Here is a 23,939-nt window from a genome sequence, read left to right on the forward strand (position 1 = left end):
ATTTGTCTAAAGTAACTTACCTTTCATCCTAATTAATCAACCTTTAAAGATCATATTATAAAATAAAAATAAAACAAAAGTATTTTTGAGGTGTAAATAAGTAATATAAAAATATCGTTATGAGAATTTTAGCTATTGATGATCAAAAATTAGTTCTAATACCTTTAGAAAGTAGGTTAAAAGAAATGGGGTATGAAGTATTAACAGAAACAGATGCTTTAAAAGGAATTGAACTATACAATTCTTTTAAACCAGATTTAGTGATTGTTGATATTAATATGCCAACTATTTCTGGTTTAGAGGTTGTAAAACATATTAGGGAAGTTAAAAAATCTAATACACCAATTATGATTTTATCTGGTAATACAGATGATGACATGATTACAAAAGGCTTTGATTTAGGTGTAAACGATTATATGAAAAAACCTCTAAGTTTAACAGAGGTTGGGTTAAGAACAAAAAGATTAATTGGTCTTCCTGAAAATACAGATACTACAAAAAAATATAAGAACACTATTATACAACAAAGATGTGTTGGGGTTGTAATACCTTGTTATAATGAAGAAGAAAGATTGCTTAGCAAAGAATTTACAGATTATATAGATAAAAATACCGGATATCACTTATGTTTTGTAAATGATGGAAGTAAAGATAAAACTTTAGAGGTTTTACATAAGTTAAGAAAAGGTAGAGAAGACTTTATTACTGTTTATGATTGTGAAAAAAATGGAGGTAAAGCAGAAGCTGTTAGGCAAGGTATGTTATATATGGCTAAGCAAGAAGATTTAGACTATATAGGTTTTTTAGATGCAGATTTATCAACAGATTTAGCAGATTTTGATGATTTAGTTTCAACTATTGAAAAATCTAATTATAAGATTGTAAGTGGTTCTAGAATTAGTAGAATGGGTGCAAATATTACAAAAGAGTCAGCAAGAAAGATTATTAGTTTGACCATTAATTACATCATTAGAAAAATTCTTTCTATGGACTTTAAAGATACCCAATGTGGTGCTAAAATTTTTCATAAAGATGTGATAGATATTTCTTTTAAAGAAAAATTTGTTACCCAATGGATTTTTGATGTTGAAATTTTTAGAAGAATAACGCTTCATTTTGGATTAAAAAAAGCGAAAGAAATATTATGTGAACAGCCATTAAAAAGATGGATTCATGCTGATGGTTCTAAACTATCAATGAAAGATTCTGTTAAAATAGTTGGTCAACTAGGGCAAATTGCTTGGCATTATAGAAGTGGAAAAAAAGATTATAAAAGTACTGTTGTTGCATAATCTTTTTTATCGAAAAAATATGAAAAAAGGAATCATAATAATATGTAATAAGAATGACCTTGATGTTTTAGAGGAAATCCGTTTTAAATCACTTTTTAATAAAGAGTTTAAAATATGTATCGTTAATAATGGTAACAATAATAAAATATTAAATTTCTTACTTAAGTTAAAAGAATCTTCTAAATTTGATATTTCTATTTTAAACTTGAGAAAAGAAACAGCTTTAAAGTTAGCAATGAAAGCAGGAGTGCGGTTTTTGTCTAACTTATATGATGTTCAGTTATTTGTGCATACTACCCCAAAAAGTGTTTTTAAACACAATTTAAAAAAGAAATTAGAAAGTATTAAGGATGAAAATTTCATAAATAAAAAAAATGAAAGGGTTTTGTTGCGAAGCGTGTATTCGTTAAACGAAATTACTAGTTTATAAAAAATATATAATGAAAAACTTAGAAAACAAACTACTTAGAATTGAAGGTAAAGTGCAAAATTATGATTGGGGAGGAGAAAGCTTCATTCCTAATTTAGTTTCAGAAACTATAGAGCCAAACACTACATATGCAGAATATTGGTTAGGAGCACATTTAAAAGCACCTTCAAAAGTTATTACAGAAGAAGGTAGTGTTTCATTAGATGAGTTTTTAGAACAAAATATAACAGAAAATTTAGGCGTTGAAGTAGCAAAAGACTTTGGTAAACTACCATATTTATTCAAAGTTTTAGATGTAAGTAAAATGTTATCTATTCAAGTACATCCAAGTATTGCTGCTGCTAAAATAGGGTACAAAAAAGAAAATAAACAAGGAATTCCTTTAACTGCTGATAATAGAAACTATAAAGACGAAAATCATAAGCCAGAAATAATGGTGGCTTTAACCGATTTTTGGTTGTTACATGGATTTTTAGAAAGTGAAAAATTAGCAAAAAACTTAAAAGAAACTATAGAGTTAAGTTTCTTATTAAATACTTTCTTAGAAGAAGGTTATTTAGGGCTTTATAAAAAAGTGATGGAATACTCACAAGAAGAAGTAAATACAATTTTGAGACCTTTGGTAAAAAGAATTCTTCCAAAATTTGTTAATAATGAATTAGAGAAATCTTCACCAGCATATTGGGCAGCCAAATCATTAAACAATAAAGATTCTGAAGATATTGATAAAGGTATTTTTTCTATTTACTTTTTTAATATTTTAAATTTAAGTAGAGGAGAAGCAATTTTTCAAGATGCAGGAGTGCCGCATGCGTATTTAGAAGGTGTAAATATGGAGTTAATGGCAAATTCAGACAATGTGTTAAGAGCAGGGTTAACTAGCAAACACATAGATGTTGAAGAACTTATAAAAAACACAAAATTCGAAGAAACGATTCCTATTATTTTATTCGGTGACGAAAATAAAGAGAATGGAGAAGTTATTTTTAAAACCAAAGCAAAAGACTTCGAATTAAGTAAAATTGAATTGATTAAAACAATGTCTCATACTTCAACTTCAAATTCCGTAGAAATATTAATGACTTTAAAAGGAGTTGCTGTTGTTACTCAAGAAAATGAATCTATCTCTTTAGATAAAGGGCAGTCTGTGCTTATAAAAGCAAATACTAGGTATAAAATTACTACAACTTCTGAAGTAGAAATTTATAAGGCAAGTGTGCCAAAATAAATTTATAAACTAATTTAAAATTGTTTTAGAGTGCTTTACTCTAAAACAATTTTCTAATCCCAAGAATTTAGGATCTCCTGCTTCTTCAGACCAAAATCCTTCTAGAATATCTTTATTCAAGCATTTGTAAACCACTACTCCTTTATAAACTTTATCTTCAAAACCTAAATATTTAAAGTTGATAACAAGAATATTATTCTTAAAGAAACCTACTCCTGTTTGCTCTTGAGAGTCACTAATATTCCACTTAGCAACAATTCTGTTATTTTCATCTAAAGTTAGTTGTAGCTCTCCTTTATACGAATTTTCATTAGCATCTTGGTTGCTACCAATAATAGAATATGTTCCAGCTAAATCTTGAGTTGTCATTTTTTTTGAAAGGTTTAGACTTTTAAGTTTACAATAATAAGCTATTTTATAATTTCATAATTAATTTTACTATTTTATATACTAAATCATGGTTTTAAAATATTATGTAATTTAAAAAATAAGCCGGATAATTCGGGTTGAGGAGCTTATATGGCTAAGAAATTGGAATTAGACGGTCTGTATAATTATTGAAAAGTTAGGAATAAGTATTGTTGAAACAAACATAGTTTAAATTTTGATGTGCAAATAAAAAGCACCCACAATAAAAATTAAGTTTTTATTTTCTAATTTTATCAGAAGAAGAAAAAAACAATATAGATGGGCACACAAAACATAAAATTAAGATAAAAATATGTCTCAAACATTATTTGATATTACAGGGAAAGTAGCCTTAATTACGGGGTCTACGCATGGTTTAGGAATGGCGATGGCTATGGGGTTAGGGAGAGCAGGTGCTACTATTGTAGTGAATGGAAATTCATCACAAGAAAAAGTAGACAATGCAGTTGTTGAATATCAAAAAGAAGGAATTATAGCTTTTGGTTATCAGTTTAATGTTGCAGATGAAGAAGAAGTTATTGCTGCCGTTAAAAAAATAGAAAAAGATGTGGGGGGTATTGATATTTTGGTAAATAATGCAGGAATTATTAAAAGAACTCCTTTGGTAGACATGGAGGTTGCTGATTTTAGGCAAGTAGTAGATATCGATTTGGTGAGTCCTTTTATTGTTTCTAAACACGTAGTTCGTGGAATGATGGAAAGAAAATCTGGTAAAATTATTAATATATGTTCTATGATGAGCGAGTTGGGTAGAAATACAGTTGGGGCTTATGCAGCAGCAAAAGGAGGCTTGGTTATGCTAACCAAAAACATGGCAACTGAGTGGGCGCGTTTTAATATTCAAATAAACGGAATTGGTCCTGGTTACTTTGCGACTTCACAAACAGCTTCTATTAGAATGGAAGGGCATCCGTTTAACGATTTTATTGTAAACAGAACTCCAGCAGAAAAATGGGGAAATCCTAATGATTTGGCGGGAGCAGCAATTTTCTTATCATCTAAAGCAAGCGATTTTGTAAACGGTCATATTTTATATGTAGATGGTGGGATTTTAGCAACCATAGGAAAACCATTCAACGAAGATTAAAAAAATATAGTTTATTAGTAAAAAATAAAGATATAATAAGCTGAAAAAAATAGAATTCTTTTAATACGAATATATAAGTGAGGTAAAGGGAATTTATGTATTGTTTATTAATAAGGTTTATTCTTTAAATAAAAACCATACAACTTATTAATTTTAGTCTTATTTAATGATATTTAATGTAACTTAGTAACCAAACATATTATAACAAGTTATGTATAGACTTTTATTTTTTATTTTTTTTATTAACGTTGTTAGTACTGCTCAAGAATTACCGCCAATTAAAATTTTTACAGCAGAAGATTACAATGCTCAAAATCAGAATTGGGAAATTTCACAATCTGAAGATAATCTAATATATGTAGCGAATAATGGAGGTCTTCTAGAATACAATGGTGAGCATTGGCAATTGTATACTCATTTTTCAAATCCTATTTTAAGATCTGTGAAAGTAAAAGATAAAATAATCTATACGGGGTCTTTTATGGATTTTGGTTTTTGGAAAAAAAATAAAAAAGGCCAATTAGAATATAATTCATTAGTAGAAAAGTTACAAATAAAATTAAAAGAAGGAGAGGAGTTTTGGGAAGTTGAATTTTATCAAAACTGGATTCTTTTTAAATCTAAAACAAGAATTTATTTTGTAAATACCATTTCTAATGAAGTTAAAATAATTGATTCTGAGGAAACCATTTCTGGACTTTTTATAATAAACAACACCATTTTTTTTCAAAAAAAGAGCATTGGTTTGTTCACATTACAAAATGGAGAAGAAAAAATTTATTCAGATGATGTGTTTTTTAAAAACAATAATATTATCAATTGTTTTTATTATAATAAAGAGCTTGTTTTTTTATCTGAAGAAAAAGGTTTTGTTTCAGTAAAAGGAAGTAAAGTTGTGTCTCAAGAAACAGACTTAAATAATGAGAGCTTTTTAATTTTTAGTGCAATTCAATTAGAAGATAAAAGTTTTTTGCTTGGTACAATCTCTAATGGAATTGTTTTTCTGAGTAAAGATGGGGTAATTACGTCTATTATTAACCGTAAGAATGGATTAAGTAATAATACAGCGTTGTCTTTGCTTCAAGACAATTCTGGTAATATTTGGATTGGTTTAGATAACGGTATAAATTATTTAAATGTTTCTTCAGCATTTAAAATTTTTGAAGATGAAGAAGGTACTTTAGGTACCATTTATACCTCTTTGTTTTTTGAAAATGAACTTTATTTAGGGACAAATCAGGGACTGTTTTTTAAAGATGAAAATTTAAAATTTAAATTAATAGAAAAGACAGAAGGACAAGTTTGGTTTTTGAAAGAAATTGATGGGAATCTTTTTTGTGGGCATGATAAAGGAACTTTTATTATTAAAAACAAAAAGGTAATTAATGCTATAACCGAAGAGCTTGGAACCTGGAACATAAAAAAAGTACCAGGAAACAATAATTATTTAATTCAAGGGAGTTATCAAGGCTTGTCTATTTTAGAGAACGACAATGGGGATTGGCAGTTCAGAAATAAAATTGATGGTTTTGATGTTTCTAGTAGGTTTTTTGAGTTTTATAATGATAGATTATATGTAAACCATGAGTTAAAAGGCTTATATGAATTACAAATTGATAATAGTTATGTTAAAGTTCAACAAAAAGAGAAAATTATCATTCCAAAAGTAGGTTATGGATCTAATATTTTTTCTTTTGGCAATAATTTATTTTACTCATCATCAGAAGGTGTGTATAAAAAACAAGACGATGGTAGTTTTAAAGTAGACTCATTGTTTACAAAAAATTTAAAAGATTTAGATAACTTAACAACGATAAGGAAATTAGCTCAAAAAAAGAATGCTTTATATAGTTTCTCTAAAAATAATATTCTTTTTATCACCTCTAACAGTATTAGTTTAAGTCCGCAAGTAAAAGCGATTCCTATTGATGGTACTATAAGGAATAATGTTTTGGGGTTTGAGAACTTAACCCAAATTAGTGCAGAGAATTATTTAATAGGTACCTCTCATGGGTATTTACTTTTAAATGATGCTCTTGTAAAAAATGAAAAAAACGTTGATATTTCTTTTCAACAAATACTTGTCAATAAAATAGATAGTGATAAGATTCATCTTTCATTAGCAGAAGCCGTAGAATTAGAAAATAAGCAGAATAATATATCGTTTTCATATAGTATTTCTAAATATGATAAAATGATAAAGAATGAATATCAATATCAGTTAGAAGGATTGACTAATAAATGGTCAGATTGGACAGAGGACTCTACACAATTGTATGAAAACTTATCTTATGGAGATTACACTTTTAACGTAAGAGGTAAATATGGAAACCAGATGACGGATATTAAATCTTTTGAATTTTCTGTCAAGCGTCCTTTTTATTTAAGTAATTTATATTTAGTTTTTTATGTAATATTTATGGTGTTTATTATTGTATTGATAAATATTTATTACAGAAGAAGGTATAAACGTAAAAATAAGATTCTATTAGAGAAAGCGCAGAAAGAGTTAAAGTTAAAAGAGTTGGAAAGTGCTCAAATAATTATGAAACTTAATAATGATAAATTAAAAGTAGATATAGAAAGTAAGAGTAGAGAGTTGGCTAGTTCTACAATGAATATTATTAAGAAGAATGATTTTTTAAACACAATTAAAACAGAATTGACAAACGGAGAGAGTAAAGACGTCTCAAAAGTGGTTAAGATTATTGATAAGAACTTAAACAATACAGACGATTGGAAAATGTTTCAAGAAGCATTTAATAATGCTGATAAAAACTTTCTAAAAAAGGTAAAAGACAAGCACACTAGTTTAACTCCAAATGATTTAAGACTTTGTGCCTACCTTAGGTTAAACCTATCTTCTAAAGAAATTGCTCCTTTATTAAATATTTCTCCTAGAAGTGTAGAAGTTAAAAGATATCGATTAAGGAAAAAAATGGGGTTACCACATGATGAGAACTTAACAAATTATATTTTGGAAATTTAACACCCCTACATCTTCTTTTTTTACCACAACAACACCAATACATTGGTAATTTAATTGTGTTTTAGGTTAATATTTAACACATGTGTAAAGTCTTGTGTTTATTAGGGATATGGTATTTTTTAGCCATTTTATTTGTGATGTATGTTTTTTGTTGTGGTTGTTTTTATCATTTAACTATAATTTAACTATAATTTTATAATCAAATAATAAATACCTTATTCATGAGAAAACAAATCACATTATTACTCCTTTTATTTGTAGGTTTTTGTGCTTCTGCACAAACTATAAATGTAAAAGGTGTTGTTAAAGATGCTAAAACGGGTGATCCATTACCGGGAGTAAGTATATTAATTAAAGGAACAACTGTTGGAACTGAAACTGATTTTGATGGACTTTTTAGTCTTGCTAAAGTTGAGAAAGGAGCAACTTTTGTATTTAATTATTTAGGATACGCTGTAAAAGAAGTATTGGTTAATCAACAAACTTTAAATATTTCTTTAGAAGAGTCGGCAGAGGCTTTAGATGAAATTGTTGTTGTTGGTTATGGTAAGCAAAAAAGAAAAGATGTTACGGGTTCTGTATCTATAGTAGGAGAGAAAACCTTAGAAGCATTAAAACCTATTGATGCAACGAGTGCATTACAAGGAACAACTTCTGGAGTTGCTGTTAACCTTTCGTCTGGATCACCAGGTGCAAAAGTGAATATTTTAATTAGAGGTGTTAGTTCTAATACCAATAATCAACCGTTAACAATTGTAGATGGTTATGAAGGAGATTTAAATAGTATCAATCCAAATGACATTGAATCTATTACCGTTTTAAAAGATGCACAAGCAGCTATTTATGGTATAAAAGGGGCAAATGGTGTTGTTTTGGTAACTACTAAAATTGGTAAGAAAAATAAAAAAGCAACTGTAAAATACGATACGTATGCTGCTTTTCAACAAACTACCAAAAAATTAGATTATTTAAACGCAACTGAATATGCTTTAGTTTTAAATGAAGCGTATGCAGCAAGTGGGCAAACATTACCTTTTAGTAATGTAGGAGAATTAGGTAAAGGTACGGACTGGCAAGATGAACTTTTTAATGATGCCATGTTAATGAATCATAATATTAGTGTATCTGGTGGTGGAGAAAGTTTTAGATACTTTGTAAGTGCATCTAGAACAGAGCAAGATGGTATTATTGCAAAAGATAAGTCTAATTTTATTAGAAACAATATCAAATTAAACTTAGGTATAGATATTAGTGAAAAATTAAATTTCTCTGTAATAGCAAACTATTACACAAGTGCTTCACAAGGTTTTGACGCTTCACTTTTATTTAATGGTTTAAATTATGCACCAACTTTTGGGCTAAATGAAAATGATACAAATAACTTTTTAGGGATAGAGGTTGTAAACCCTTTATCATTATTACAAAATACTTTTGGTGAAAATAATGGTAATGGAATAGAAGGTAATTTTAAGCTAGAATATAAACCAATAGAAGGTTTAAATATCGTTTCACGTGTTGGTTATAAGATTTATAATGAAAAGCAACGCTCATTTACACCTATTCAAGAATATGGTTTAGCTAAAGTATACAATAAAACACAAAGTTCTGTTTATCAATTTAAAGCAACTTCTACAAGAGTAAATTGGGAAACATTTGCAACGTATCAGAAAACATTTTTAGAAAACCATAATACTACTTTTACTGTAGGTACAAGTGTACAGAATGATTTGTTTGATGGTATCTATGCTACAGGATTTGATGTGCCTAATAACTCGTATGAATTTGCGGACATTAGTTTAACCAATAAACAAAGTGAACAAAGAAGTTTAAATACTGGGAATGGAGATATTAGGTTAACCTCTTTCTTTGGTAGAGCTCAGTATGATTATAAAGGTAAATATTTATTTTCTGGATTAGTTAGAAGAGACGGAGCTTCTGTTTTTGCAGAAGATCAAAGAGTAGATAATTTTTGGTCTGTAACTACAGGTTGGAAAATTTCTGATGAAAACTTCTTAAAAGATAATAAAACGATTAACTTTTTAAAATTAAGAGCAAGTTACGGTACTTTAGGAAACTTAGTTGGAGATAATCTATACAGATCTTTATTAGATGGTGAAGGTGAGTATGTTTTTAATGGAAGCTTAGTAGATGGTACTGCACAAGGTGCTTTGTCTAATCCGTCAGCAACTTGGGAAACGGCAGAGAAATTAGACATTGGTTTAGATATGAATCTATTTGATGATAAACTGACAATTGTTGCAGATTATTTTGAAGAAACAAGAAAAGATTTATTAATTGAAGACTTCCCAGTTTCTGGTTTGTTAGGTTCTGGTGCAGCAGGAGGATCAAACCCAACAGTAAACGCAGGTACTTCTAAAAATACAGGTGGAGAATTGGCAATTAATTATAATGCTATTTCTAAAGAAGATTTTTCTTTAAATATTGGATACAATGTTACCTATGTAAAAAACAAAGTAACAGACGTTTTAGACGACGCTATTGTAGAAGGAGGTGATTTTGGAATCGGTAACCTTCCAACATCAAGAATGGAAGTAGGACAACCAATTGGTTATTTCTTAGGCTTACAAACAGACGGAATTTTTCAAACACAAGCAGAAGTAGATGCACATCCTTCTCAAACAGGGCTAGGAGCAAGTGTTACTTCTCCTGGAGATATCAGATATAAAGATACAAATAACGATGGTGTTATAGACTTTGACGACCGTGTGAACATTGGTAATCCGCAAGCAGATTTCTATATGGGATTCAATATTTCTGCAAAATATAAAAATTGGGATTTTACTTCTTATTTATATGCAGAGCTAGGAAAAGACATGGTTAGAAATTTTGAACGTTTTTTACCAAATGTGAATAAGCCTGCTTATTACTTAGATAGATGGACAGGTGCAGGTACAAGTAACTCGGTACCAAGATTAACTAACGATGCTACAAATAACAGACTTTTTTCAGATTTCTTTGTAGAAGATGCTTCTTTCTTACGTATGCAAAACATACAAGTAGGATACACTTTTGCACCAGATTTATTAGAAAAAGTAGGGTTGTCTAAATTAAGATTATATACTTCTATCAATAACTTATTTACGCTCACAGATTACACTGGTTATGATCCTTCTATTAATGACGGAGCAATTGGTGCAGGTATCGATTCTGGTAACTACCCATCTGCTAGACAATTCTTGTTAGGTTTAAATGTTGAATTTTAAAAAATAAAAGATGAGAAATTACAATAAAATAATAAAATTAGGATTCATCTTTATGGCAAGCTTATTTATTTTAAGCGCTTGTTCTGATGACTATTTAAATAATTCTAAAATTTACGCGGAAGATTCTGAATCTTTTTTCAATTCAGAAACAGATTATTACAATGCTTTGGTAGCAGCTTATGATCCTTTACAATCTACATTTAGAAATGTATTAATGGGAGAAATAGCTTCTAACAATACTTTGTGTGGTGGAGAAACAGCTACAGATGTTCCTGGATATCAACAAATAGATGATATGACTCATACTCCTGTTAACGATCAACTTCAAGACCTTTGGAGCCTAATGTATGGTGGTGTTAATAGAGCCGCTTATATAATAGAATTTAAAGATAAAACAGACTTTACAGGTAAAAATGTAATTCTTGGGGAAGCTTATTTCTTAAGAGCGTATTATAATTTTGAATTGGTAAAATGGTTTGGAGATATTCCTATTAAAGCAGACGGTCGTTTTGTTTTGGGTGATGAAAAAACAATACCAAGATCGCCAAAAGCAGATGTATATGCTTTAATTGAAGCAGACTTAGAATATGCAATTGCAAACATGACGTATACAGCGCCTCAAGTTGGTAGAGCAACAAAAGGTTCTGCACAAGCATTATTAGGAAAAGTTTATTTATATCAAGATAAATTTGATGAAGCTGCAAGCATTTTAGAAAATGTAATTAATAACGGAGGATACGTATTAGAGTCTGACTACAACAAAATTTTTGAATTTGACGGAGAAAATGGTACAGGTGCTGTTTTTGAAGTGCAATATACAGATACACAAGGTGCAAGTTTCGATTGTTTACAGTGTAGTGAAGGAAATGTTGCCGTTGGGTATCAGGGGGTAAGAGGTTATGAAGGTAGTTTGTTTACTTCTGGATTTAGTTTTAATGTACCAACACAAGAAGTGGTAGATGAATTTGAAGATGGAGATAACAGAAAAGAGGTTGCTATTTTAGATATTGATGCATGGGCAGCTTCTACAGGTGCAAAATTTACTACAGGTTATGAGCATACAGGTTATTTTAATAGAAAATATCTTCCTAGAAAAAGAAATGAAGAGGCAGCAGGAGATTTAAACTTAACAAACCCTAATAATTATAGAGCTATTCGTTTTGCAGATGTTTTATTAATGGCAGCAGAAGCTTTTAATAGAAAACCGAGTCCAGATGATGCTAAAGCAAAAACATACTTAAATAGGGTTAGAGAAAGAGCTTTTGGTGATGCAGATCATAATATTGTTACAACAGGTTCTAATTTAACAGCTGCAATTTATAAAGAGCGTAGAGTGGAATTAGTAGGAGAAGGTCATCAATTTTTCGACTTGGTAAGAACAGGTAGAGGATCTCAGATATCAGGTTTTACAACGGGTAAAAATGAGGTTTTTCCAATTCCGATTGAAGAAATACAATTTGCACAAGGAAATTGGGAACAAAACGATAAATACTAATAATTATGAAGAAATTAAAAATAATATACAAAGCATTAGTAATACTTTTGATCATTAGTGCTTGTACAGAAGAAGATAGATCTTTAGACTTCTTAGATAATGTAGTACCTCCATCAAATGTTGCAGCTAGTTATAACTTATCTCAAGATAATTCAGGTTTGGTTACTATTTTACCAACAGCAGTTGGGGCTACCTCATTTGATGTGTATTTTGGAGATGCATCGGCAGAAGAAAAGGGTGTTGAAGCTGGTAAAATGGCACAACATACCTATGCGGAAGGTACCTATACAGTAAAAGTGGTAGCTTATAATACTAAAGGAGATACAACAGAAGCAACACAAGAATTAGTAGTTTCTTTTAAAGCTCCAGAAAATTTAGAAGTTACTTTAGAAAATGATATTGCTATTTCTAAACAAGTAAATATTACAGCGAAAGCAGATTATGCTGCCACTTATGATTTTTATTCAGGAGAAGCAGATGTACCACAACCAGCAGCATCAGCTAACATTGGTGATGCTATAAATTATCAATACTCTACAGCAGGTACGTATACTGTAAAAGTGATTGCAAAAGGTGGTGCCATCGAAACAACAGAATACACGAGTGAGTTTGAAGTTACTGCTATTTTAGCACCTTTAAAATCTGCAAGTACACAACCGGCAAGAGATGCTGTAGATGTTATTTCTATTTTTAGTGATAAATATACAGATGTTGCGGGTACAGATTTTAATCCAAACTGGAGCCAATCAACTATTTATACTCCTTTTGAATTAAATGGAGATGCAATGATTCAGTATAGTAATTTAAACTATCAAGGAATTCAAATAGGTTCAATGCAAGATGTTTCTACTATGGAGTTTCTTCATTTAGATGTTTGGACAGCAGATGCTACGGAATTAGATACCTATTTAATTAGTGTTGGCAGTGGAGAGAAAATGGTAAAAACTGCATTAACAAAAGATGCTTGGACTACGATTAACATTCCTATTTCAGCATTTACAGATCAGGGATTAACCTTAAATGATATTCACCAATTCAAGTTAGAAGGTTCTGGTACTGTTTTTATAGACAATCTTTATTTTTACAAAGTGAGTTCAACTCCTGTTTCTGGTGTAACACCATTAACTTTTGAAGTGGATTACGAATTAAGTTCTTTTGATGGTGGTGCAGCTGCTGTAGTAGCAAATCCAGATACAAATGGTAATAGTTCTTCTTCAGTTTTAGAACTTGTAAAAAATGCAGGTCAACCTTGGGCTGGTTCTAAAGTTACAATTTCATCAACATTTGATGTTTCTAATGCAGTAATAACCGCAAAAGTTTGGTCTCCAAGAGCAGGTTTAAATTTATTATTAAAGTTTGAAGACGCTACACCATGGCCAAATACGGTAGCTTCAGAAGAAATTACAGCTACAACAACTACAGCGAATGCTTGGGAAGAATTAACGTTTGATTTTTCAGGAATAAGCACAACTGTAGATTTTAGTAATCTAGTTTTAATAATGGATAATGGTACAGAAGGAGATGGATCTGCTAATTATACTATTTATTTAGATGATATTTCTACAAGTCCTGTTTTAGATTTTGAACCAGAATTTATATTAAGTTCTTTTGATGGTGGAGCAATTTCTGTAATTGCAAATCCAGACACAAACGGAAATGCATCTGCAATGGTTGCACAAGTTGTTAAAAATGCGGGGCAGCCTTGGGCAGGATCTAAAATTACAGTTCCTACACCATTTAGCTTTACAGCTGGAACAAGTGTAAAAGTTAAAGTTTGGTCTCCGAGAGCAGGTTTAAATTTATTATTAAAGTTTGAAGATGCTACCGCATGGCCAAATACAGTTGCTTCCGAAGAAATTACAGCAACTACAACAACAGCTAATGCTTGGGAGGAATTAACATTCGATTTTTCTGGAATTAGTACTTCTGTAGATTTTACAAACTTAGTTTTAATAATGGATAATGGTACAGAAGGAGATGGTTCTGCTAATTATACTATTTATCTAGATGATATATCACAATTTTAAAATAATGATTATGAAAAAACTTAAAAATATTTATATAATCTTATTTTCTTTAATGACAGTACTTTATGGCTGTCAAGAGAATGAGCACGAATTTGGAGAAATTGTTTCACCAACAGACATCGTCATTACTGCAGAAATTGTAGGTGCAGATGTAGACAACCCTTATGGAGACGGAAGCGGTTCTGTAAATTTTACAGCTACTGCTGCCAATGCTTCTTCTTATGTATATTATTTTGACGGAGTTGCAGAAGCAGCACCTTCAGGAATCTTCACAAATAGATTTTCTAAAGTAGGTGTAAACTTGTATACAGTTGTTGTAAAAGCAAATGGTACAGGTGGGATTTCATCAACAAAAACAATAGATGTAGAAGTTTATAGTTCTTTTTCTGATGTTGATGCAGAAAACTTTTTAAGTGGTGCCAATGTTGGTGACAGTAAAAAATGGTATTGGCAAGCAGATGTGGCTGTTCATGTAGGTATGGGACCAGCTACAGATGATTATGGAAATGGAGAGTTTGCTTACGAAGCTTGGTGGAATGGAATTAAAGCATGGGATGATGAAAAATCTTGTATGTATGATAATGAGTTTGTATTTACAAGAACAGCAACCGGACTTACTTTTGAACAAACTGTTGGACCTGCTTTTGTGCCAGGAACGTATGCAGGTGTATTAGGTGTAAATGGAGATCAATGTCATGATGAAACTGTAGTAACAACAATGTTTGGAACTAAAAATGTTTCTTTTGGACCTTCAACATCTAAAGCAGGTACAGAAGGTTCTTATAACAATGTGGAATACAGAGGTACTGAATTTGAAATTTCTGATGGTGGATTTATGGGATGGTATGTAGGTGCTAGTACGTATGATATTATTTCGATTTCTAATGATGAAATGATTGTTAGAATTATAGAAAATTCAAATTCTGGTAGTGGTGCAGCTTGGTATCATAAATTTACATCAACTAAACCTGTAGAAGGAGCAAGTACTCCAGATTATACCTACAATAATTTAGTATGGGAAGATGATTTTAATACAGATGGAGCACCAGATGCAGCAAACTGGACTTACGACCTCGGTGCAGGTGGTTGGGGTAATGGAGAATTACAAACTTATACCAATACAACAGAAAATGCCAAGGTAGAAGGTGGTTCTTTAATTATTACAGCAAAAGCTGATGGTAGTGGAGGTTATACTTCTGCTAGGTTAAAATCTCAAGGATTGTATAAATTTAAATACGGTAGAGTTGAGGTAAAAGCAAAGTTACCAGCTGCGGCAGGTACTTGGCCAGCAATTTGGATGTTGGGTTCTAACTTTCCAACTGTAGGGTGGCCTCTATGTGGTGAAATGGATATTATGGAACAGACAGGTGCAGATAAAAATACGTCTTTAGGTACTTTACATTGGTTAGATAGTGCTAGTTCTACCAACGCAAGTTATGGTGAAACAACTTCTGTTTCTAACGCATCTTCAGAATTCCATTTATATACTTTAGAATGGTCGGAAGAAAAAGTAAAAATATATGTAGATGATGTTCCTTTTTATGAGTTAACAAACAATGCAGATTTACCATTTAATGCAGATTTCTTCTTAATTCTTAATGTAGCAATGGGAGGTTCACTTGGAGGAAGTGTAGACGATGGATTTACAGAAGATACTATGGAAATAGATTATGTAAAAGTATTTCAATAATATTATTGGGTTATTTTTTAATAAGGTCAGTTTTATATGGCTGGCCTTATTTTTCTATATTTTTATAACTACAATACTTTAAAATTTATGTCAAAGTTGATATTTATGAAATATATTTTCTTACCAATTATACTATTAGTTTTTATTTTAAATTCTTGTGATACAAAAACAGATAAAGTATCTATCTTAAAGAATAAGCAAGGAATGAAATTAGTTGTAAATGGAGAAGATTTTATAATTAATGGTATGAATTGGGATTATTTTCCGATTGGTACAAATTTTTCTTACAGTTTATGGGAGCAATCAGATGCGTTTATAAAAACGGCATTAGATGCAGAAATGAATTTATTGAAAGAAATGGGCGTTAATACAATTCGTGTTTATGAAGGTATTCAACCCAAATGGATTACTTATATCTATAAAGAGTATGGTATTTACACTATGTTAAATCATTCTTTTGGTAGATATGGTGTTGCTATAAATGGAAATTGGAAACAAGAAACAGACTACAGTAATGCTAAGGCACAACAAAGCTTGCTAACAGAGGTTAGTGAAATGGCAGAAACATATAAAAATACTCCTGGATTATTATTATTCCTTTTAGGTAATGAAAATAACTTCGGACTTTTTTGGGCAGGATCAGAAACAGAAGATTTTCCTGAAGGAGAGTCTGAAAAAAATGAGATAGGAGAGTTAAGAGGTAGAGCAATGTATAAGTTAATGAATGAAGCTGCCATTAAAATGAAGGAGATAGATAAAAATCACCCGGTTGCTATTTGTAATGGAGATGATTTGTATATAGATATCATTGCAGAAGAATGTACAGACGTAGATATTTATGGAACAAACATGTATCGAGGTAAATCTTTTGGAGATGCTTTTGAAAGAGCTAAAAAAACATTGGATATGCCCATATTATTTACAGAATTTGGAGCTGATGCTTTTAACTCAATAACGCTAAAGGAAGATCAAAAAATGCAAGCCTATTACATGTTAGAAAATTGGAAAGAGATTTATGAAAATGTTTCGGGTTTAGAAAAGGCAGGAAATGCTATTGGGGGGTTTACGTTTCAATTTAGTGATGGCTGGTGGAAACTTGGACAAACAACAAACTTACATATTCATGATAACCAAGCTTCTTGGGCAAATGGAGGATACGCTTTAGATTATATAAAAGGAGCCAATAATATGAGTGAGGAGTGGTTTGGTATTTGTGCAAAAGGACCAACTGATACAAAAGGTTTTTATACGTTAACACCAAGAGCTGCTTATTTTGCTTTACAAAAAGCACACCAATTAAATCCCTATGCAAAAGGGATTACAACAGATTTAATTTCTAAACATTTTAGAAAAATTAAAATTTAATAGCTTTTAGCTAATTAATAACAAAAACGTACAAGGTTAAAAAAGCCTTACAGGATAAATAAATAACAACTTCTTTAATTAAGAATAAGAGGTTAAAAAAATAATTTTGATGACAAAAAAAACTGTTTTTTTAGGAAATAATAAGGCCGAGTTTAAAACACAAGAGGTAAAAGGGGAAATGATCAACTTCGAAAATGAAGTATATTATAAAATTTCGAATAGTAATGAAATGAGACCTTTTTTTATGAGTATTGTTTCAGACTCTAATCATTGGATGTTTATTTCTAGTAATGGAGGTTTATCTGCTGGTAGAAAAAATAGTGAATACTCACTTTTTCCTTATTATACAGATGATAAAATTACAGAATCTGCAGATGTAACTGGTAGTAAATCTATTTTTCAAGTTTCAAAAAACGGAAATATATATTTATGGGAACCTTTTTCTCAAAGACAAATAGGGTTATATAAAACAAAACAAAACTTATATAAAAACAGTTTTGGAAATAAAGTTGTTTTCGAAGAAATTAATGAAGATTTAGGAGTTACTTTTAGATATCAATGGAGTTCTTCTGATAAATTCGGATTTGTAAAAAAATCAACTTTAATAAATAATTCTTCAGATAAAACAGTTGTTACGTTTTTAGATGGTTTACAGAATATTTTACCTTCGGATGTAGAAACAGACTTACAAAATTCTAGAAGTAATTTAGTAGATGCTTATAAAAAGAGCGAACTGCAAGTAGAAGCTGGTTTAGGTATTTATGCATTAAGTGCTATTATTGTTGATAAAGCAGAACCTAGTGAAGCTTTAAAAGCAAATATAGTTTGGTCTTTAGGTGTTAAGAATCCTACGTATTTGTTATCATCATTACAATTAGATAATTTTAGAAGAGGTATAGAATTACAGCAAGAGGTGGCAATTAAAGCCGAAAAAGGAGCTTATTTTATTAGTGCAGAGGTAACTTTAGAAGCAGATGAAACGAAAGAATGGATTTTTATAGCCAATGTGAATCAAACTATTGGAGATATTCAAAGAGTTTCTAAAGCAATAAAGGATGATGAAAATTTATCAGAAATTATTCATAAAGATATAGCATTAGGAACAAAAAAGTTAATTGATTTAACAGGTGCAGCAGATGGTTTGCAAGTATCTAACGATGCTTTGGTAAACACAAGACACTTTGCAAATACACTTTTCAATTTAATGAGAGGTGGTACTTTTGATGATGATTATAAAATTGAAAAAGATGACTTTATAAAATATATTGGTAAGGCAAATAAAAAAGTTTTAAAATTAAAAGAGGCTGTTTTAAATGAGTTACCAGAATTATTTACACTAGATACCATTATAGCTATTGCAGAGAAAGATGAAGATAAAAACTTTAAAAGACTTTGTTTCGAATATTTACCATTAAAATTTAGTAGAAGACATGGAGACCCAAGTAGACCTTGGAATAAGTTTTCTATCAACACAAAAAATGAAATTGACGGTTCTAAAGTTTTAGATTATGAAGGTAATTGGCGTGATATTTTTCAGAACTGGGAAACATTAGCACATTCATATCCAGAGTTTATAGAAAGCATGATTCATAAGTTTTTAAACGCCACAACTTTTGATGGTTACAATCCTTATAGAGTTACAAAAGATGGTTTCGATTGGGAGGTTATTGAAGAGAATGATCCTTGGTCTTATATTGGATATTGGGGAGATCATCAAATTATTTACTTATTAAAATTCTTAGAATTTATAGAGAATCACTATCCAAATCAATTAGAAAAACGTTTTTCTGAAGCTGTTTTTGTATACGCAAATGTGCCTTATAGAATTAAAAAGTATGATGACATTCTAAAAAATCCTAAAGATACTATTGATTTTGATTTTGAAGAGCAAGAAAATATAGAAAAAAGAAGAGAAAGACTAGGTGCTGATGGTGCTTTATTAAGGGATGAAAACTACTTTATTTATAAAGTAAATTTAATTGAAAAATTATTAGCTACAGTTTTAGCAAAAGTTTCTAATTTTATTCCTGAAGGTGGAATTTGGATGAATACACAAAGACCAGAATGGAATGATGCAAACAACGCTTTGGTAGGAAATGGTGTTTCTATGGTAACACTAAATTACTTGAATCGTTTTTTAAACTTCTTTGATAAAGTAGTTTCAAAATCAGATACTGAGCAATTTGAGATTTCATCAGAATTATCAACTTTCTTTAATGAGGTAGTTGCTACGCTTAAAGAAAATAAAAATATTCTTGAAGGAAAAGTATCTGATAAGAATAGAAAAGTTGTTTTAGACGGATTGGGTTCTGCAGCAAGTACTTATAGAAGTACTGTTTATGAGGTTGGTTTTTCTAGTGATAAAACAATGCTATCTAAAGCAGGTCTTTTAGAATTTTTATCAGTTACAAAACAATATTTAGAGCATACTATAAAAGCCAATAAGCGTTCAGATAATTTATACCATTCTTATAATTTAATGACTATTGAAAATGATGCAGAAGTGTCTGTTTCTTATCTATCTGAAATGTTAGAAGGTCAAGTTGCTGTATTAAGTTCTGGGTATTTATCGCCAAAAGAAGCTTTAAAAGTTTTAGACGGAATGAAAGCTAGTGCGCTTTTTAGAGAAGATCAATACAGTTATATTTTATATCCAAATAAAGAATTACCAAGTTTTGATGAGAAAAACGTAATTCCGAAAGCTTCGGTAGACGGTTCTCAATTATTATCAAAATTAATTGCAGATAACAATACACAAATTATCAATAAAGATGTTTTAGGTAACTATCATTTCAATGCCAACTTTAACAATGCAAATAGTTTAAAAGCAACTTTTGAAAGTTTACCAGAAGTATATGCCGATTTAGTAGAAAAAGAAGCTGATTTATTAGCTACTATTTTCGAAGAAGTTTTTAACCACAAGGCATTTACAGGTCGTTCTGGAACTTTCTTTGGTTATGAAGGTTTGGGGTCTATTTATTGGCACATGGTTTCTAAATTATTATTGGCAGTGCAAGAAAATTGTTTATTAGCCATAAAAAATAATGAAGATGAAGCTGTAATTGGTCAGTTATTAGATCATTATTATGAAATTCAGGCAGGAATTGGAGTGCATAAATCTCCTCAATTATATGGTGCCTTTCCTACAGATCCATATTCTCATACACCAGCAGGAAAAGGTGCGCAACAACCAGGAATGACAGGTCAGGTAAAAGAAGATGTGTTAAGTAGAATAGGGGAGTTGGGTGTTTTTGTTAAAGATGGAAAAATCAACTTTAATCCAAGATTATTAAAAGGAAGTGAGTTTGTAGAAACTGCTAAGGTTTTTAAATATAATGCAATTAATAAAGAACCAAAATTTATCAATTTAGAAAAAGGTACTCTTTGTTTTACTTATTGTCAAGTACCAATTATTTATAAAAACACAGGAGGTGAAGGTGTTACAATCTTTTTTACAAATACAGAAACAGTCACATCAGAAAGCTTAATTCTTAATACGACTATTTCAAAAAAGATGTTTGAGAGAACAGGAGAAATAGATCGTATAGAAGTTGCTATTAAAAAATAATTTAAAGAAGTATTTAAAATTATAATGTATTACGCATCTGCAAGGTCTTTTTACTTTGTAGGTGTGTAACATTAGAAAAAAATATAGAAAGAATATGTTTAGTATCAAAAATAGAAGAGAAAATGATAAAGGAGAGAGTACTCAATCTGATTTTCTAAAGATTACTTGGTTACAATTTCTGGTTATGTCTATATTACTTGCGAGCTGCTCACAAAAAAGTGCTTATCAAGATTACGTATCAGATGTGTATCAAACATCTCAAGCTGGAGATAACCTAAAATTAATAGCAAGTGATGTTGCTAAGACAACTTCTTCTGAAGTAAAGAAAGTAAGAATAGAGCTTCTTCCTAATCAAGAATTTCAAAAGTATTACGGTTTTGGAGCTTCATTTACAGAGTCCTCTGCATGGAATTTAGCTACAATTCCGGTTGAATTACGTAAAAATGTTTTGACCAAACTTTTTAGTCCTACAGAAGGTGCAGGATTCACCCTTACACGAACACACATTAATAGCAGTGATTATTCAAACACGCACTATACGTATATTGAAGAGGGAGATGAAGATCTTTCAACATTCAGTATTCAAGAAGATATGAAAGGGTTTTCTGGTGATGAAAATGATCAGGTACGTGGTATTGAATTGATAGATCCAAATTATGATATTATCCCAATGATTTTAGAAGCATCTAGCATTCCTGGTGCAGATTTTAAAATTATTGCTTCGCCTTGGAGTCCTCCATCGTGGATGAAAATAGGAGAAACAGCTAAAATGACTAACGGTACGTTACTTCCTAAATATTATGGTCTGTGGGCTAAATATTTATCAAAATATGTAAGTGCTTATAAAGAAAAAGGGATTACTCTTTGGGGGCTAACACCACAGAATGAACCACTACATGCTCATGATGCAGCATGGGATAGTAATGGGTTTACTCCTGAACAAGGTAGAGATTTTTTAAGAGACCATCTTGGTCCTCAACTTGTAAAAGATGGCCATCTTAAACTTGATGATTTGGATGCTGGATTACGCGTATTGATTTATGATCATAATAAATCTACAATGAATGATTATGTTGCAGCAACCTACCGAGATCCTGAAGCATCTAAATATGCTTGGGGAACTGCTTTTCATTGGTATACAAATTCTGAATTAAAAGAAAATAATTGGTATTCGAATGAATTAGCTGAGTTAGAAAAAACTTGGCCTAATAAAGGGATGATTCATACGGAATCAAGTATAGATATTGATGCTAATGACCCGATTGGGCAATATTGGAGAGCAAGTACAGACTATGCAGGTACTTTTGTTCCTTTCGAGACGTATGCTTACGATATTATTACAGATTTAAATCATGGAACTCAAGGTTACATTGAATGGTGTAGTATTCTTAGCAACAAAGGACAACCAAATCCTTACGACAACTTTAATAGTGCTCCGGTACTTATTAATCCTGTTAGTGATGAGGTAACATACACGCCACTTTATTACTTGCTTAGTCACTTTAGTAAGTTCATTCGCCCTGATGCACATAGAATAGGTGTAAAAGGAGAAGAGGTAGATGGATTGATATACACTGCTGCTAAAAATTCTGATGGTTCAATTGCTGTTGTTATTTTTAACAAAAATGAAGAAATTAAAGAAGTATCAATTGCATTAGAAACAAAGACTTTTACATCGAGAATTGCACCTAGATCTGTTCAAACTATTCATTTACGTAGTAAGTAAAGAAATCAGAAACATAGCATTAGCTAAGTGCTATGTTTCATTAGAAATATTAGATAATAAAGATATTCAAAGTTTCAGCTTTGGAGTATAAATAGCATTTAATCATCAAAAATATGAATTCAATTTTTAAAATATCTTTTGTAATTATTATGTTAATTTTTGGTGTTGGTTGTAATTCTAAAACAGCAATTAAAGATAAGAATCTTACTGCAGAACATATTTTAGGAAATCCTGATTATTTAGCAATTTCCTATGGAGGTTATAGAGGAAAATCAAGAGAAGATAATCAGCCAACAATTCTTCAACTAAAAGAAGATTTAAAGTTGATGCACGCAATGGGGATTCGTATTTTAAGAACCTATAACGTACAACCAAAATTGCCACATGCTGCAAATGTTTTAGAAGCCATTCATCAACTTAAAAAAGAAGATGCCAATTTTGAAATGTATGTAATGTTGGGTGCTTGGATAGATTGTTTAAATGCATGGACAGACAAAGAGCCAAATCATAATCTTGAAAGTCCAGAAAATGAAGGAGAAATAGCAAGAGCTGTAGCCTTGGCAAATAAATACCCAGACATTGTAAAAGTAATAGCTGTTGGTAATGAAGCAATGGTAAAATGGGCGGCAAGTTATTTTGTGCAACCGAATGTGATTTTAAAATGGGTAAATTATCTTCAGAATTTAAAGAAAAAGGGAGAGTTGTCTAAAGATGTTTGGATTACAAGTTCAGACGATTTTTCTTGTTGGGGTGGCGGAGATTCTTTGTATCACACTAAAGATTTAGAAGATTTAATAAAAGCGGTAGATTATATTTCAACACATACATATCCATATCATAATTCTCACCACAATTCAGAATTTTGGAAAGTACCCGATAATGAGTTTCATTTATCAGACAAAGATAAAATTGATGCAGCCATGTTAAGGTCTAAAAAATTTGCCATAAAGCAATATAATGCTGTAAAAAGCTATATGAAAAGTTTGGGAGTAAACAAACCTATTCATATTGGTGAAACAGGTTGGTCAACTATTTCTAACGGATATTATGGTGTAAACGGTTCTAGGGCTAGTGATGAATATAAGCAAGGATTGTATTACAATCATCTTAGAGAATGGACGAATAAAGAAGGTATTTCTTGTTTCTATTTTGAAGCTTTTGATGAACAATGGAAAGATGTGGAAAACCCAAATGGATCGGAAAATCACTTTGGATTGATCAACCTAAAAGGAGAAGCAAAATTCCCAATTTGGAATTTAGTTGACAAAGGTGTTTTTAACGGATTAACAAGAGGAGGAAAGTCAATTACAAAAACATATAATGGAAATAAAGAAGCATTAATGAATGATGTTTTGGTTCCGAATACAGAGTATAATAGATAAAAATAAT

Annotated in this window: 14 protein-coding genes; 13 read left to right on the forward strand and 1 reads right to left on the reverse strand. The window is 30.6% G+C overall.

Going from position 1 to position 23,939, the window contains the following annotated elements:
* The first annotated feature begins 119 nt into the window (after positions 1-119).
* From H0I27_RS08010 to manA, 3 genes are read left to right on the forward strand one after another with little or no spacing between them, the layout of a single operon-like run.
* Entirely contained in the window at positions 120-1,292 is a 1,173-nt protein-coding gene (locus H0I27_RS08010; protein ID WP_218733438.1) for a response regulator, read from the forward strand.
* 19 nt (positions 1,293-1,311) lie between these two features.
* Positions 1,312-1,722: a hypothetical protein gene (locus tag H0I27_RS08015; protein WP_218733440.1), complete on the forward strand. Its 411-nt coding sequence runs from the start codon at positions 1,312-1,314 to the stop codon at positions 1,720-1,722.
* A 10-nt stretch (positions 1,723-1,732) separates the two neighbouring features.
* On the forward strand, positions 1,733-2,950 hold the full coding sequence (manA, locus tag H0I27_RS08020; protein WP_218733442.1) for a mannose-6-phosphate isomerase, class I: 1,218 nt from the start codon (positions 1,733-1,735) through the stop codon (positions 2,948-2,950).
* Positions 2,951-2,959: 9 nt separating this feature from the next.
* On the opposite strand, the gene H0I27_RS08025 is transcribed toward manA, so the two are convergent.
* A complete protein-coding gene (locus H0I27_RS08025) occupies positions 2,960-3,319 on the reverse strand; it encodes a hypothetical protein (RefSeq protein WP_218733444.1) in 360 nt (119 codons plus the stop codon).
* Between the two features lie 352 nt (positions 3,320-3,671).
* On the opposite strand from H0I27_RS08025, the gene H0I27_RS08030 reads away from it, so the two are divergent.
* The 10 genes from H0I27_RS08030 (at position 3,672) to H0I27_RS08075 (ending at position 23,932) form a co-directional block, all read left to right on the forward strand.
* The gene (locus tag H0I27_RS08030; RefSeq protein ID WP_218733446.1) at positions 3,672-4,466 is read left to right on the forward strand and encodes a gluconate 5-dehydrogenase; all 795 of its coding nucleotides are present in this window, start codon (positions 3,672-3,674) and stop codon (positions 4,464-4,466) included.
* 211 nt (positions 4,467-4,677) lie between these two features.
* On the forward strand, positions 4,678-7,455 hold the full coding sequence (locus H0I27_RS08035) for a triple tyrosine motif-containing protein (protein WP_218733447.1): 2,778 nt from the start codon (positions 4,678-4,680) through the stop codon (positions 7,453-7,455).
* 221 nt (positions 7,456-7,676) lie between these two features.
* On the forward strand, positions 7,677-10,679 hold the full coding sequence (locus H0I27_RS08040) for a TonB-dependent receptor (RefSeq protein ID WP_218733449.1): 3,003 nt from the start codon (positions 7,677-7,679) through the stop codon (positions 10,677-10,679).
* A 52-nt stretch (positions 10,680-10,731) separates the two neighbouring features.
* Positions 10,732-12,174 carry a RagB/SusD family nutrient uptake outer membrane protein gene (locus tag H0I27_RS08045; RefSeq protein ID WP_254713164.1) on the forward strand — a complete coding sequence of 481 codons (1,443 nt, stop codon included), beginning with the start codon at positions 10,732-10,734 and terminating at the stop codon, positions 12,172-12,174.
* A 5-nt stretch (positions 12,175-12,179) separates the two neighbouring features.
* Entirely contained in the window at positions 12,180-14,201 is a 2,022-nt protein-coding gene (locus tag H0I27_RS08050) for a PKD domain protein (protein ID WP_218733453.1), read from the forward strand.
* Positions 14,202-14,211: 10 nt separating this feature from the next.
* On the forward strand, positions 14,212-15,891 hold the full coding sequence (locus tag H0I27_RS08055; RefSeq protein WP_218733455.1) for a family 16 glycosylhydrolase: 1,680 nt from the start codon (positions 14,212-14,214) through the stop codon (positions 15,889-15,891).
* Positions 15,892-15,996: 105 nt separating this feature from the next.
* Entirely contained in the window at positions 15,997-17,256 is a 1,260-nt protein-coding gene (locus H0I27_RS08060; RefSeq protein ID WP_218733457.1) for a glycoside hydrolase family 2 TIM barrel-domain containing protein, read from the forward strand.
* Positions 17,257-17,365: 109 nt separating this feature from the next.
* On the forward strand, positions 17,366-20,824 hold the full coding sequence (locus H0I27_RS08065) for a hypothetical protein (protein WP_218733459.1): 3,459 nt from the start codon (positions 17,366-17,368) through the stop codon (positions 20,822-20,824).
* 94 nt (positions 20,825-20,918) lie between these two features.
* Positions 20,919-22,550 carry a glycoside hydrolase family 30 beta sandwich domain-containing protein gene (locus H0I27_RS08070; protein ID WP_218733461.1) on the forward strand — a complete coding sequence of 544 codons (1,632 nt, stop codon included), beginning with the start codon at positions 20,919-20,921 and terminating at the stop codon, positions 22,548-22,550.
* Between the two features lie 149 nt (positions 22,551-22,699).
* Positions 22,700-23,932 carry a glycosyl hydrolase family 17 gene (locus H0I27_RS08075; RefSeq protein WP_254713165.1) on the forward strand — a complete coding sequence of 411 codons (1,233 nt, stop codon included), beginning with the start codon at positions 22,700-22,702 and terminating at the stop codon, positions 23,930-23,932.
* Positions 23,933-23,939: the final 7 nt, after the last annotated feature.

The organism is Polaribacter sp. HaHaR_3_91, assembly GCF_019278525.1.
GTDB lineage: Bacteria > Bacteroidota > Bacteroidia > Flavobacteriales > Flavobacteriaceae > Polaribacter.